Consider the following 12,994-nt stretch of genomic DNA (forward strand, 5'->3'; position numbering starts at 1 on the left):
CTCCTGCCAGACACCCCGCTCCTCCGACAAGCGGCCCCGGCGGTCCGCCCAAGGCAAGCGATGGCCGCCCTGGGACAAGCAGGCCGCCGGGTATTGCTTCAAGAGCCCCCGCAAGGCGCTCGGTCCGAGGAGCGCCGGGCGTCCCCGATGGCGCGGGCTGCGTTGATCAGGCCGATGTGGCTGAGGGCCTGAGGGTAGTTGCCGATCGCCTTGTGGGCGAGCCAGAAGGTGCACAGCAGGAACGGGCCCTCCTGGCCCGCCAGCCCGTCGGCGGAACGGTAGCGGTACACCAGCCCTCTCGCGTCGGTCAGCCGGGTGGCGACAGCCTGCACGGTGGAGCGGATTCTCGGGTCGTCCGGCGGCAGGAATCCGACCAGAGGCATCATCAGGGTGGCGGCGTCGACATGGGTGCCACCGAACGTCTGGGTGAAGGCACCCGCCTGCTCGTTCCATCCGTGGGTCAGGATCGCGGCGTGGATCTCGTCCCGGACGCGCGTCCAGTCGGCGACCCGGGAGGCGGCCCCCAGCACGGGGGCCAAGGTGATCGCTCTGTTGAGTCCCACCCAGCACATCAGCTTGGAGTGCGTGAAGTGCCGGCTGGGGCCACGGACCTCCCACAGACTCTGATCCGGCTCCTGCCAGCGGCGCGCGGCGGTCTCGGCCACTCCGATCAGCAGCGAGCGCGTGAGGGGGTCGAACGGGCCGATGTCCCGGTAGGTCTGGTGGGCGGCATCGAGCAGTTCGCCGTACACATCGAGTTGGCGCTGGCGCCAGGCGTCGTTGCCGACCCGTACGGGGGCGCTGTCCCGCCATCCCCGCAGATGCGACAGCTGCCGTTCGCTCAGGTCACGCTCGCCGCCGATGCCGTACATGATCTGCAGGTCCGGGTCCGCGTCGACCTGGGTCGCGCAGGCGCGGGACAGGAAGGTGAAGAAGGCGGTTTCTTCCTCCTCGCAGGTGGCCGTGTTCAGGGCGTGCAGGGTGAAGCTGGCATCGCGGACCCAGGTGTAGCGGTAGTCCCAGTTGCGCTCCCCGCCGATGCTCTCCGGCAGGGAGGTCGTGGCCGCGGCCACGATGGCCCCCGTCGGGGCGTAGGTCATCGCGCGCAGAACCCGGCCGCTGTGGTTGACCTGCCGGCGCCAGGGGCCCTCGTAGTCGCCGTGCCCGCGTGACCAGGAGCGCCATCCCGCGACGGTGTCGCGGATCCGGCGCGCGACGGCCCGGGAGGTACGGCGCGGCGGGTCGGGCGCCCAGGCCCGGTCGGTCTGCAGGGCCAGGCCCACGTTCTGTCCCGCGCGCAGGGTGAGAGCGGCGTCCGCGACCGAGCCGCTGGTACGGAACTCCACCGGACTGGACAGGGTGAGCACGTCGGAGCCCCCACGGGCGATCAGGCCGCCGCGGACCGGTTGCATCAGCGGGCGGACGAGCCCGAACTCGGGCCGGGGCGCGTACACGATCTCCACCGGCACTCGCCCTTCGGTGCAGGCGAGCCGACGGAGGAGCAGGCCAGGGGAAGACGTGCCCAGCGCGTGGGCGCGTTCGCCACGACCCAGCGCGAGCGCGTCCAAGAGCACCAAGGTGCCGTCGCGCGTCCGGAACGTGGTCTCCAGCACAAGGGTGTCCTCGACGTACCGACGGGTCACCTCGGCCGGACATGTCGGCCGGATCGTCCAGAATCCGGCCTCTTCGTCCAGCAGCCGGGCGAAGAGCGCCGGACTGTCGAAACGCGGCAGGCACAGCCAGTCGACAGAACCGTCGGACGTGACCAGCGCGGCGGACCGGCAGTCCGACAGCATCGCGTAGTCGCCGATCGGCCGGGCACTCAATGTCCGGCCCGCCCCACGTCCAGGCGTCGCAGCACGTGGAGCAGTGCCGAGACGGCGAAGAGCACCAGGGTGACCAGGATCCATCGGTGGAGGTAAGGGAGGGTACTCAAACCGACCGCCGCCCTGTAGTTGGGCTCGGCGCCGCGCAGGATGAGTGGGGACCACACCACCAGCAGCAGGAGGGAGAACGCGGCCGGCACGCGCAGGTAGTTGACCGGAGCCGGCCGCCGCCCCGCCGGCCGGGGCCTGCGCCGAGCAGTCGTACGACGGCGACGGGTACGGGCAGCGGCAGACCGTGCGGCGAGGTCAGCGGCGGAGTAGAGAGGGAACAGCACCAGATCGTGGAGGATGACGGCCCCCACGAGCCACACCAGAAAGCCCCGCCAGATCCCCACCTCGACCACCCGGGTGGCGGCGTAGCCGGCGACCAGGAAACAGAGGGCGAGGACGAGCAGGTGCCATGGCGGAGCGCCGTAGGTCCTGGCCCACCGGCTGTGGCCGTTCACGATCGCTCCTGGATGAAGTCGAGCTCGCGCACCCACTTCGTGTTGTGCACGCCGGGGGCGTTGGGGACGATGACCCGCGCCGGATAGCCGTGGTCGAGAGACAGGTCGGCGCCGTTGACCCGCAGCGCCAGCAGCGAGCGCGGGTCGGCGACCTGCGCGCCGCTGAGCGAGGCCCGACCGAAATAGCCCCCGCGTTGCAGAGAACTGGTGGTGACACCTGTCGAGCCGGCCCGGATCCCGGCGAGGCGGGCGAGGTCGGCCAGCCGTACACCGGTCCAGGTCTGGACGGTCGACCAGCCTTCCACACAGGCGATCGGCAAGGCGTAGGTGTACAGCGGCATCGCCAGCAGGTCTTCACGGAAGAGGTGCACCCGCTGTGGTCCGACGAGTGCCAGCCGCCAGGACGCGCCGGTCTGAGCTGCTGTCACGCCGAGGCTCGCCGCCGTCTTGTTGACCTGGAAATCGTTGGGGCCAGGACCGTAGAGGCGCCCATGAGGAGCGAGCAGCGCGGTACGGCGCAGCGGCCCGTCGATGCACTGGCCGACGGACAGGCCGAACATGATCAGCGAACCACCGCCGGCGAAGGCCAGCAGGCCGCGTCTGGACATCGTGGGGGGCGCCGGGTCGACGGCGACCAGGCCATCGGGGTCCGGCGGCTCCGGGCGGGTGTCCGCCACGGAGCTGCGCAGGTGGTCGCGCAGGCCGTACGTCCGCAGGGTGTGGATGACGCGGGGCAGCTTGATGACGACGTGGACGACGAAGGCGGCCAGGAAGATCCATGCGCCGTAGAAGTGGGCCGGGTAGAAGGAGAACGGGAAGACGTAGAAGAGCTGGATGTTGAGGATTCCGGTCACGAACTGGAAGACCGCGCCGCCGACCAGGAGCAGCAGGCTGGCCCGTTCGACGGCCTCCGCGACGGAGCGGGCGGGCGGCCAGGAGAACAGCTTGGGGATCACCGACCACAGCTTGGCCAGCAGGATCGGCACCAGGGTCAACCCGCCGACGACGTGCACGCCCTGGGTGACCCGGTACAACCAGACGGGGTCCGTGGGCCAGTCGAACAGATAGAAGCCCAGCAGTCCCCTGCCGGGGGTCGTGTCGTTGCCCGGCAGCCGGGGCTCGTACGCGGCGTACGACACCAGCCCGGTGATCGCGACGAGGGTGATCCCGGCCAGCAGGACCAGTCCGAGCACCGAGGTCAGCCAGGGGCCGCGGAGCGGACTGCGCCAGAACTCCGGCCGGAACGGCCCGGGCGGCCCGCTCCACCCCTTGAGGCGCGCGGCCAGGCGGCCCTTCTTGCCGGCTTTCGCGCCGCGCCACACATCCGGCACCGATCCCCCCGAAATCCCACGTCGACTGTCCGGTCTCCTTACCGGAAGCGGTCTTTCCAATGCCACGCCCTCGCACCCATTCGGCAATATCAGGCCGTCCGCCGTGCTGCCGGTGAGGGACGGACCACGCGTACGACCACCCCTGCGGCCACCGCCAGCGCGGCAAGGGCGTAGGCGACGGTCCCCGAGCCGGTGCCCAGGTACGCCGCGCCGCTCGCCAGCGGGACGCCGAGCCACTCCCACCGGCCGTCGAGGGCGACCAGCGCGACGACCAGCACCGCGTACCAGGAATAGCCGGGTGTGAACACGAGGAACCCCACCCCGGTCACCACCAGCGCGCCCTGCCACGGCCGGTCCGCGTCACCGTGGCGGAGGACGTGGAAGATCGCGATCCCGACGATGACCAGGGCCGCGGGCAACGCCCACGAGTCGGGAAGGACCAGTCGCAGCAACGCATACCGGTCCCTGCTGCCGGCGTCGTCGTAACCCTCCTCGGTCAGGTACCCGAAGAAGTATCCGAGTACCGAGCCGCGCGAGGCGAGCGCGTACGGCAGATAGGCGAGCGCCACGACGAGGGCGGCGGGGCCGAGGACGGCCAGAGTGTCGAGCATCCGGCGCGCCGGCGTCCTTCCGTCTGCCGCGAGGACCCCGGAGAGCGCTCCGGGGGCGGTGACGGCGGGCAGCAGCTTGGCCGCGGCCGCCGCGCCGAGCAGCATGCCGCCGAGGACCCTGTGCCTGTTCACCGTGGTCAGCGCGATGACGGTGAGCAGGACGCCGAGCCCGTCGACGTGGGCGTTGTTCACCAGTTCGAGCGGGACGGCGGGACACCACGCGTAGCAGGCGGTGTACGCCGGAGCGTTACCCCGGGTGCCGGCCCGCCGGCCGAGCGCGATCAGCAACACGGCTGAGGTCGCGAGCGCCAGGAGCGCACCGGCGATCTGCAACGGCTTGTGCCGTGCCCCTTCGGGAGAGAGCCCGTGCACCAGCAGGAAGTACGCCTCCGCCAGCGGCGGATAGATCGTGTGCACGCCGGGACGGTTGATCCGCGTGCACGACGCGACCGTGTCTCCGGAGGGGATCGGGTAACGATCGGGCCCCTCGCAGCCATCGCCGCTGGGGAAGAGCCAGCGGTCGCGCAGCCGCGCCAGCGCCGCCTCGGCCGGTGTGTGATCGTAGGGGGAGACGCCCGCGGCCTGCACCCGTCCGTCCCAGACGTAGCGGTAGGAGTCGGTGCTGGTGGCGGGCGGCGACAGGAGGCCGGTGGCGGTCACGGCGATCCCACCGGCGATCAGCAGGCACGTCGCCTGGCGTGTCGGCAGCCCCCGCACAGCCCATATGGCCGCGTAGAAGAACGCCCACGCCAGCGCGTACGGCCAGAACAGGCCGCGGCGGTCCGCCGGAACGGCGTCCTGGCCGATCGCCCACGCGAGCGTCCCGGCCAGGGCGACCAGCAGGACGGCCGTTCCCGCCGTGCGGCGGATCACGCCGGGCAGGCCAGGGGTGCGGTGGCGAACTCCTTCATTCCCTCGTCGAACCCGATCCGGGCGTGGAAGCCGAGCTCCGCGCCCGCCTTGTGCGGAGCTGCCACGATGTGCCGGACGTCACCCAACCGGTACTCCCCCGTCGTCACCGGCTCCGGCCCGCCACGCTGACCGGCCAGTGCCGCCGCCAGGTCGCCGATACTGCGCGGCTCCCCGCTGGCGATGTTGAACGCGTCCAGCAGGCCGGGCCGGCCGCCGGAGAGCGCGGCGACGTTCGCGCGGGCGACATCGCGGACGTGGACGAAATCCCGCAGTTGCCCGCCGTCCTCGAACACCCTGGGTGCTCGACCGGCCTCCAACGCGGATCTGAAGATCGCCGCCACCCCGGAGTACGGCGTGTCCCGTGGCATCCGCGGCCCGTACACGTTGTGGTACCGCAACGCGACGGCCGTGCCGCCGGTCTCGCGCGCCCAGTTGGCGGCCAGATGCTCCTGCGCCAGTTTGCTGGTGGCGTACGCGTTGCGGGGATCCGTCGGCGCGTTCTCATCGATGGTGGCGTGGACCACCTCCGAGTCGCACCGGGGGCAACGAGGTTCGAAGTGCCCGCGTGCCAGAGCGGCGGCGGAACGCGGCGCGGGCCGTACCCTGCCATGACCCGGGCAGTCGTAGGCGCCCTCGCCGTAGACCACCATCGAGGAGGCCAGTACCAGCCGCCCGATCTCGTGCCGGGCCATCGCGGCGAGCAGCACGGCCGTGCCGTACACGTTGACCGAGGCGTAGTCCGGCAGGTCGGCCACGTTCACGCCGAGCCCGACCTTGGCCGCCTGGTGCACGACGACGTCGGCGCCTGTCATCGACCGGTCGAGCGCGGCGCCGTCGCGCACGTCGTCGCCGGTCCTGAGGTCGAGACGGATCACCTCGTGCCCGGCCGCTTCCAGCGCCTCCGTCACATGGCTTCCGATGAACCCGGCCGCGCCGGTGACCAGCACCTTCGTCTCGCGAGAAGGGATCATCACGACACCGCCGTCCCGGCGAGCGCGGCGGCGAAGCGGGAGTGGGGAGCCAGCGCCGCCACCTCGATCGCGTCCGCCATGGTGTCCACGTCGGTCAGGCAGGGCAGGCAGGCGACGCTCATCCCTGCCTCGGCCAGTCTGTTCAACTGGATCTCTCCCGTGATCGGCTCGGACATCGGCACACCGAGCAGCAGATCGGGGACGGGGGCGCGCAGCCCGAGCAACCAGAACCCGCCGTCCGTCGCGGGGCCGAACACCGCGTCGTGGGCGCCGAGCAACGACACGGCGTCGGCCAGCAGGCCGGCGGTCACCTGCGGGGTATCCATGCCGATGAGCACGATCGGGGTGGGCGAGAGCCGGTGGGCGTCGTCGAACGCGGCGGCGAGCCGTTCGTCCAGGCCGTCGCCGCGCTGCGGGACGACCGTGAACCCAGTGGGCAGCCACGCCCCGGGAGCCCCGTCGAGAGCGATCACGCGGCGGGCCACCGGAACCCGGGCGACCGTCCGCAGCGTATCCTCCAGGGCGGCGCCGGCCAGTGCCGCGGCCTCGCGCGGCGTGCAGGGCGGGGTCAGGCGGGTCTTCACTCTCCCGGGTACGGGCTCCTTGGCGATCACCAGGAGTTGCGCGCCGTCGGCATGGTGCGAACTCACGTCATACCGCCCTGTCTGCCATGACCCGGCGCATGTCACCGATCGTCCGTAGCGTGCCGCGCACCGTACCGGTCACCTTCGACCTCCCCGTACGGGCCAGATAGTCCACCTCGACCTCGGCGATCCGCCAGCCGGCCGCACCGGCGCGCAGCACCATCTCCAGGGGGTAGCCGAACCGCCGGTCCACCAGTTCCAGGGCCGACAGGGCGGCACGTCCGCACGCCCGCATCGGCCCCAGGTCGTGCAGGTCTGCGCCGGTACGGCGGCGCAGCTCGCGAGCCAGCACGGCGTTGCCGAGCCGGGCGTGCACCGGCCAGGAGGCGCCCGGTCCAAGGACGCGGCGACCGAGGACAAGATCGGCCTCACCCGCCCGGACCGGGCCGGCGACGCGCGGCAACTGTCCAGGATCGAGGGACGCATCGGCGTCCATGAAGCACACCACGTCCGCCGTCGCGGCCGTCAGCCCCGCGTGGCACGCGGCGCCGAATCCGGGCCGGGGCTCGGCCACCACCATCGCGCCGAACTCCGTCGCGACTCTCGCGGATCCGTCGGTCGAACCGTTGTCGACCACGATCGGGCGGAAGCCGGGCGGCATCCGCCCGAGCACCCAGGGCAGGGCCGCCTCCTCATTCAGACAGGGCAGAACCACGTCGATCTCCATGGGCCGACGCTAACGCGGCGACAGCGCCGTTCTTCTTACGAAAGGATGACGTCGTTCCGAGAAATGACCGGCTCGGGTCCGCGGAAAAACAGTTTCATGGTCGGCCTCGTGGTTTGGGCCGCTGGGCCCCGTGCCCTGGCAGGACATGCGACGTGTCCTAATCTGTCATATTTTGGCTTTCCACCGAGGGCATGTTGGACGCACTTTTGCCCGACGGTCGTGGCCTCGTGCCCGTAACAGCCTCGTAAGGATCGGCTCCGACCCGTCGGGGTAGTGTCTGCAGCGTGATCATCGGTAGCCGTGCGAACGTCGTCCTCCACTGGGGAAAAGCCGCGTGATCGGCGCTTTCTATGAAGACTGTCTCAAAGGCGGAGACGTAGAAATCGAATATTCCGACGGCCTGATACGACCGCTCTCCGCCGAGCGCTGGCTCCGGTACAACGAGGGCGACGAGCACATTCTGGCCCGATGCGGCGGCCCCACGCTCGATGTCGGTTCGGGACCCGGAAGACTGACCGTTGCGCTCACCCGGATGGGGATTCCCGCCATGGGCATCGACATCGCGCCGTTGGCCGTGGAGCTGACCCGCCGCGCCGGCGGTCTGGCGCTGCGCACGTGCGTCTTCGAGCCCCTTCCAGGAACCGGGCGGTGGGCCGAGGCGCTCCTGGCCGACGGCAACATCGGCATCGGCGGCGACCCGGCAGCCCTCCTCCGGCGCATGCGCGAGCTGGTCAGGCCAGGAGGCACAGTGATCGCCGAGCTCTCACCACCGAGGTCACAGAGCAAGGTCCAGACCGTACGGCTGCGCCAGGCCGGGCGTACGGGCGACTGGTTCACCTGGGCGACCGTCTCGATCGACGATATCGCCACCCTTGCCGGGCGATCCGGGTTCCCCACCGTCGAACGCTGGAACGCGGCGGGGCGATGGTTCGCATCCCTCTCATGACCCGCCCGGCCGCGCGGCCCCGCGCCCAGCCGACGACGGGGTGCCCGAGGTGACCGCCAGCCTGCTGCGCGCGGAGAAGGCGGCCCAGCGCATGAAAGAGAGCCAGGCCCGCATCGGCGACGCTCATCGAGGGGCGGCCGGCCGAGACTGAACCGGTCCGGGGGCGGTCTTACGAACGCTGATCCAGCTCGCGCCGTCCCTGGGGTTGCGCCTGCTGCTGCGTGACCTGTCCGTCCTGCCCGCCCGCCAGGTCCTGGCGGGCCTGTCCGCGACCGAGCGGGCCACCCTGGCCGGCTTGTCCACGGTGATGCGCTCCGGGAGCGGCTTCGTCGCCGACCTGCTCCCCGTACCGGACTGCGCCGCCCAGGTCGGCCAGCCCGCCCTGGTCATCGCCACCCGCAACGACCGCTCGGTCGCGGCGATGCCGAACGCCGAACTGGTGGACAGCCGAGCCGACAGCCACATGATCTGGTTCGGCCCCGACTACCCGCGCGTCGCCGCGCGAATCCGCGACTTCCTGACCACCGGCTGGGGGCGGCGGCTACGGCTTCACGGCCTCGACGAAGCGCTCGAGATCCGACACCGTCAGCTCCCGCCCGGCCAGCTCCCCGGCCGGCGCCAGGTAGCGGTGCCGGTATTCGGCGCTGCCGACCTGCTCCCGCTCGATCCAGCCATAGCGTCCCAGCAGAGCGCCCACCTCGTCCGGAGCCAGGCCGAACCGCCACACCCGCCGCTTCGTCACGAACTCCTCATGCAGCGCCGCCGCCCCGTGGCCGCCGCTGTGCAGGAAGTCGGCCAGCACGTAGGTGAACAGCAGACGGCTTCCCGGGGCCGCCCGGGACAGAAACGCCAAGGCGGCGTGCACGGCCTCGTCGCTCAGGTACTGCGTGACCGCCTCCCACACGAACACCGCCGGCCGGTCGGCCTCAAAGCCGTGCACGGCCAGCGCCGTGGTCAGTACGTCGGCCAGTTCGGCGGTCTCGAAGTCGACCTCGATGAGCCGCACCCGTTCCGGCACGCCGCCGGGCAGCGCCCGCAGCCCCTGCCGCTTGCCGGCCACGTTCACCGGCAGGTCCAGCTCATAGGCCCGCCCGCCCGGCGGCGTCAGCCGGCAGGCCCGGGTGTCCAACCCGGCCCCGAGCACCACCAACTGCTCGATCCCGGCGCCGAAGGCTTCGGCGACCTTGTCATCGGCGTACCGCTTGCGGCACAGCACGCCGCCCCACACCCCCGGCGCGCGCCGGTCGGACGCGCCGGCCATCCACGCGCGCACGGCCTTCCACCGGCACGCCCGCACGGCAGCGCGCGCGGCCACCGGCAGGAGCCCGGCCGCCAGCCCGTCCTCGATCAGCCGCCGGCCGGGCGGCTCGTACTGCTCGACGGCGGCGATCACCATGGGGCCGAGCGCCGTCTGCGCCGCTGCGGGCCGTCGTGTCATGCGTCATCCCTCCGCAAGCCCTCTGAACGGTCCGGTTGCGAGGGTGGCGGCGGGGCGTCGTCGAACACCTTGGCCATCCACTCGAACATGGCGTGCGCCTGTCGCACCCGGGCGGACCGCTCCTCCGGGCCCTCCTCCTGGCCGGCCAGCGCCAGTCCGTCCCGGGTGATGTCCAAGAACGCGGCGATCGAGGCGATCTGCCGTTGCACCACGATCGACCAGGCGTCCTCGGCCATCCGGTAGTAGACGGTCCGCTCACCCGGCCGGGTTCGCCAGGCGAGGAATCCCATGCTGGTCAGCAGCCGCAGGTTGGAGGTCAGGGAGGCGCGGCTGGCGCCGATGGCCTCGCTGATCTGCCCCGCTGACTGCTCGGCCGGATCGCAGATCATCAGCCAGCCCAGCACTCGGCCGGCGATCGGCGGCACGCCGTCACGCGCGAGATACATGGCGATCCGTTCCGCCCACTCCACCTGCTGATCCCGTCGGCTGGTCATGCATCCTCCTCTCTTGCAGCTATTTCAGTATGAGCTAAAATACCTGCATTGATCAAGGATGCGCCCGACTGGGGGTGCTGTGGTGAGCCGGGAAGTCTGGTCGGCCCGCGACGCCGTCGCGGAGAAACAGGAGGACTTCCCGCATGACCACCCGCACCCTCAACGCGCTGCTCGGCAGCGGGGTCGTCGCCGGTGTGCTGATGCCGGCGCTGCTGTGGGCCGACGGCGCCACCCGCCCGGGCTACAGCCTGTGGCACCACGGCGCCAGCCAGCTCGGCACCGGCGAGCGCGCCTGGCTGCAGACGATCAACTTCACCCTCGGCGGGCTGCTTCTGGCGGCCTTCGCACTCGGGCTGCGCCAAGTGCTGCGCGCCGGTCGCGGCGCCATCTGGGGGCCGACCCTGCTCGCCACCGCCGCGGTCGGCCTGGTGGTGGCCGGGCTGGTGCCGACCGACCCCGCGCTCGGTTATCCGCCCGGGCAGCCCACCGGCGTCACCACGAGCGGCCTCATCCACCAGGCGGCCGGCTTCGCGCTGTTCGCCGGGCTCAGCGCCGCCGCCTTTGTCCTGGCCCGACGGCTGCGCGAGCACAGCCGCGGCTGGGCGCGCTACTCGCGCCTGTCCGGTCTCCTGATCATCGCCTTCGCGTTCGCCGCCGGCATCGCCTACCGGCTCGACACCCTCGGCCGATGGCAGCCCGCCCCCGCCGGCCTGCTCGAACACCTGTCCCTGCTGACCGGCTTCTGCTGGATCATCGCCGTCGCCACCCACCTGCTGCGCATGCCCATCCCTGACGCCACTTCCAGATGATCAGCTTCCCGAAGGTGCCCGTTCCAAGATCACTATCTAGGTGTCGATACTCGACCTTCAACCGGCCAGGATCTCGGTGACGACGACGTACAGCGCCCACAGCGACAACCCTGCCATGATGACGATCTCGCGCCAGCCGAGGGCGGGCCTGGCCTGGATGGCGTACGACATGGTGATGTTGGGCGCCGCCGGCGCGGGCGGGCGCCGGTTCTCGGCCAGGGGCTCGTTGAAGCGGTGGATGAAGATCTGGATGAGGTTCATGCCGGCAACCAGCCCCGCCGCGAAGCTCAGCGCGCTCAACCCGGCGGCGAACTGCAGGGCGATGATGGCCACGACGCACAGCAGCGTGAGGGTGTCGTAGATGCCGATGAGGCGCTGCGAGCGCGCGTAGTAGGCGGCGATCCGCTTGATCCGGACGTCATAGGGGACCAACAGCCACAGGCCGAACTTGGCCAATGCCTGCAGATAGAACAGCGCGATCACGATACCCAGCGCGATGGTCATGGTCGGTGTCCTTTCATGAGGTCGGGATGTCGTCGCCGCCGGTGGGGGCGGCGGTGAACCACGGGCTCAGCACGGCGGGCTCGACCAGCACGACGGAGTCCTCGGCCAGGCCGAGGATCCGCTCCAGGGCCTGGGTGTGGGCAGCGACCGTATCCTGGGCGCCGGACAGGTCCGGCCGGCCGGTGGCGTCGAAGGAAAGGACCAACTCGGCCAGCCGGTCGTTGAGGTCCTGGATCAGCGCGACGAGGACGCGGCCGGTGGCCTCCGGATGCGTGACGGCGAGCGTGTTCTCTCGCGCGCCTTGCTCAAGGATGCCGGCCAGCAGCGGCGCGATGCGGTCGGCGATGGTCGGGCGCAGCTTTTGCCGGACGACGGCGTTGTCGTCGGACTGCCAGACGCGTAGCAGCGCGACGAGCAGGTCGCGCCGCTGGTCCTTCCAGCGGCCCAGCCCGATGAGGAAGCTCTGCAGCTTCTGCAGCGCCGGTGCGTCCGGGTCGGTGGCCCGTGGCGCCAAGGCGGCGGCGATCTGGTCGGCCATGCGTTCCATCACCGCTTCGACGAGCGCCTGCTTGGAGTCGAAGTAGTGGTAGAAGGCGCCCTTGGAGGCGCCCACCTGGGACCACACGTCCTGCACGCTCATCCGTTCGTAGCCCTTGGTGCGCAGCAGGATCTCTGCCGCGTCCAAGAACTGCGTCCGCCGTCCGGCATGCGCAGCCTGATCAACTGTTCGCGCCACTCGGTCCTCCCACTCCATTAACAAACCGGCTGCCGGTTTATTAATATCATGAAGGACCCGTCCGCGTCTTGGCCCACCGGACAACAGTCACGGGCGCACATGCCGTTTCTCTTCGGGAGCCCTCTCTTCCGTGAGGTAACCCGGCCTGGTGCCTTCGCAGAAGCCCAGCTCGGCCGTTCCGGCCCAAGGGCAGGATCGCCGCAAAATCACTTCACGAAAGGTCGTCGACCTGCCCGACGCCCTCGCCGGGGCCGACGACAGCCTCGGTGAGTGGATCGAGCGCTGCCTCGATCTGGCCGTGCGCGGGGTGCGTTCGGCGGAGGTCACCGCCAAGATCGCCCGGGACCTGGATCACTAGCCTGCTACTGGCTGGCACAGCCTCTTCTCCTGCGCGACGTGCGGGCGTGTGCCCGGTGCAGGCCGACGAGTAGCGGCCTGGATCCCTTCATGTACTGCCTGGACCTGCTGGTGTCGTTGATCAGCCTGGGCCACGACACCACCTGGGACCCTGCCGAGCGCACGCCAGGCCCCGGAGCCTGTAAACCACTCCACCCGACGACATCGCCGCCGGCTGTGTCGAAGAGACATGATCACGAGGC

15 protein-coding genes are annotated in these 12,994 nt (G+C 70.9%); 3 read left to right on the plus strand and 12 right to left on the minus strand.

The features are described 5' to 3' along the window. Positions 1 to 98: 98 nt before the first annotated feature. From ABD999_RS12195 to ABD999_RS12225, 7 genes are all read right to left on the minus strand, one after another. On the minus strand, positions 99 to 1,826 hold the full coding sequence (locus ABD999_RS12195) for a glycoside hydrolase family 15 protein (RefSeq protein WP_271277049.1): 1,728 nt from the start codon (positions 1,824 to 1,826) through the stop codon (positions 99 to 101). Further along, positions 1,823 to 2,332 (minus strand): hypothetical protein, encoded by a 510-nt coding sequence (locus ABD999_RS12200; RefSeq protein WP_148030826.1) that lies wholly within the window; start codon positions 2,330 to 2,332, stop codon positions 1,823 to 1,825. The genes ABD999_RS12195 and ABD999_RS12200 overlap by 4 nt, the downstream gene beginning before the upstream one ends. Beyond that, positions 2,329 to 3,663 (minus strand): molybdopterin-dependent oxidoreductase, encoded by a 1,335-nt coding sequence (locus ABD999_RS12205; RefSeq protein ID WP_261808471.1) that lies wholly within the window; start codon positions 3,661 to 3,663, stop codon positions 2,329 to 2,331. Before ABD999_RS12205 ends, ABD999_RS12200 begins: the two co-directional genes overlap by 4 nt. Positions 3,664 to 3,752: 89 nt before the next feature. Next, complete coding sequence (locus ABD999_RS12210; RefSeq protein ID WP_271277050.1) at positions 3,753 to 5,147, minus strand: glycosyltransferase 87 family protein; 1,395 nt, start codon at positions 5,145 to 5,147, stop codon at positions 3,753 to 3,755. Beyond that, on the minus strand, positions 5,144 to 6,157 hold the full coding sequence (locus ABD999_RS12215) for an NAD-dependent epimerase/dehydratase family protein (RefSeq protein WP_271277051.1): 1,014 nt from the start codon (positions 6,155 to 6,157) through the stop codon (positions 5,144 to 5,146). The genes ABD999_RS12210 and ABD999_RS12215 overlap by 4 nt, the downstream gene beginning before the upstream one ends. Beyond that, positions 6,157 to 6,807, minus strand: a complete 651-nt coding sequence (locus tag ABD999_RS12220; protein WP_271277052.1) for a TIGR04282 family arsenosugar biosynthesis glycosyltransferase — start codon at positions 6,805 to 6,807, stop codon at positions 6,157 to 6,159. The genes ABD999_RS12215 and ABD999_RS12220 overlap by 1 nt, the downstream gene beginning before the upstream one ends. A 1-nt stretch (position 6,808) precedes the next feature. Next, positions 6,809 to 7,468, minus strand: a complete 660-nt coding sequence (locus ABD999_RS12225) for a glycosyltransferase family 2 protein (RefSeq protein WP_148030822.1) — start codon at positions 7,466 to 7,468, stop codon at positions 6,809 to 6,811. A gap of 334 nt (positions 7,469 to 7,802) precedes the next feature. On the opposite strand from ABD999_RS12225, the gene ABD999_RS12230 reads away from it, so the two are divergent. After that, entirely contained in the window at positions 7,803 to 8,414 is a 612-nt protein-coding gene (locus tag ABD999_RS12230) for a methyltransferase domain-containing protein (RefSeq protein WP_271277053.1), read from the plus strand. A gap of 123 nt (positions 8,415 to 8,537) precedes the next feature. Here the strand turns inward: ABD999_RS12230 and ABD999_RS12235 are convergent, their stop codons facing one another. The 3 genes from ABD999_RS12235 to ABD999_RS12245 form a co-directional block, all read right to left on the minus strand. After that, the gene (locus tag ABD999_RS12235; RefSeq protein WP_271277054.1) at positions 8,538 to 8,879 is read right to left on the minus strand and encodes a hypothetical protein; all 342 of its coding nucleotides are present in this window, start codon (positions 8,877 to 8,879) and stop codon (positions 8,538 to 8,540) included. Between the two features lie 76 nt (positions 8,880 to 8,955). Then, positions 8,956 to 9,852 carry an SAM-dependent methyltransferase gene (locus tag ABD999_RS12240; protein WP_271277055.1) on the minus strand — a complete coding sequence of 299 codons (897 nt, stop codon included), beginning with the start codon at positions 9,850 to 9,852 and terminating at the stop codon, positions 8,956 to 8,958. After that, complete coding sequence (locus tag ABD999_RS12245) at positions 9,849 to 10,346, minus strand: GbsR/MarR family transcriptional regulator (RefSeq protein ID WP_219551633.1); 498 nt, start codon at positions 10,344 to 10,346, stop codon at positions 9,849 to 9,851. The genes ABD999_RS12240 and ABD999_RS12245 overlap by 4 nt, the downstream gene beginning before the upstream one ends. A gap of 143 nt (positions 10,347 to 10,489) precedes the next feature. Between ABD999_RS12245 and ABD999_RS12250 the strand changes: the two genes are divergently transcribed. Then, entirely contained in the window at positions 10,490 to 11,155 is a 666-nt protein-coding gene (locus tag ABD999_RS12250) for a DUF998 domain-containing protein (protein ID WP_271277056.1), read from the plus strand. Between the two features lie 57 nt (positions 11,156 to 11,212). Here the strand turns inward: ABD999_RS12250 and ABD999_RS12255 are convergent, their stop codons facing one another. Both ABD999_RS12255 and ABD999_RS12260 read right to left on the minus strand, forming a co-directional pair. Continuing rightward, complete coding sequence (locus ABD999_RS12255; RefSeq protein WP_148030817.1) at positions 11,213 to 11,659, minus strand: hypothetical protein; 447 nt, start codon at positions 11,657 to 11,659, stop codon at positions 11,213 to 11,215. 13 nt (positions 11,660 to 11,672) lie between these two features. Beyond that, positions 11,673 to 12,344: a TetR/AcrR family transcriptional regulator gene (locus ABD999_RS12260; protein WP_271277057.1), complete on the minus strand. Its 672-nt coding sequence runs from the start codon at positions 12,342 to 12,344 to the stop codon at positions 11,673 to 11,675. 199 nt (positions 12,345 to 12,543) lie between these two features. Between ABD999_RS12260 and ABD999_RS12265 the strand changes: the two genes are divergently transcribed. Beyond that, positions 12,544 to 12,753, plus strand: a complete 210-nt coding sequence (locus ABD999_RS12265) for a hypothetical protein (protein ID WP_271277058.1) — start codon at positions 12,544 to 12,546, stop codon at positions 12,751 to 12,753. Positions 12,754 to 12,994 lie beyond the last annotated feature (241 nt).

The organism is Nonomuraea ferruginea (assembly GCF_039540635.1).
Taxonomy (GTDB): domain Bacteria; phylum Actinomycetota; class Actinomycetes; order Streptosporangiales; family Streptosporangiaceae; genus Nonomuraea; species Nonomuraea ferruginea.

Bases quoted from the DNA above. Each gene is read 5' to 3' on its own strand.
- ABD999_RS12225 (WP_148030822.1), bottom strand. From the start codon at position 7,468: ATGGAGATCGACGTGGTTCTGCCCTGTCTGAATGAGGAGGCGGCCCTG.
- ABD999_RS12240 (WP_271277055.1), bottom strand. From the start codon at position 9,852: ATGACACGACGGCCCGCAGCGGCGCAGACGGCGCTCGGCCCCATGGTG.
- ABD999_RS12245 (WP_219551633.1), bottom strand. From the start codon at position 10,346: ATGACCAGCCGACGGGATCAGCAGGTGGAGTGGGCGGAACGGATCGCC.
- ABD999_RS12250 (WP_271277056.1), top strand. From the start codon at position 10,490: ATGACCACCCGCACCCTCAACGCGCTGCTCGGCAGCGGGGTCGTCGCC.
- ABD999_RS12255 (WP_148030817.1), bottom strand. From the start codon at position 11,659: ATGACCATCGCGCTGGGTATCGTGATCGCGCTGTTCTATCTGCAGGCA.
- ABD999_RS12235 (WP_271277054.1), bottom strand. From the start codon at position 8,879: ATGTGGCTGTCGGCTCGGCTGTCCACCAGTTCGGCGTTCGGCATCGCC.
- ABD999_RS12215 (WP_271277051.1), bottom strand. From the start codon at position 6,157: ATGATCCCTTCTCGCGAGACGAAGGTGCTGGTCACCGGCGCGGCCGGG.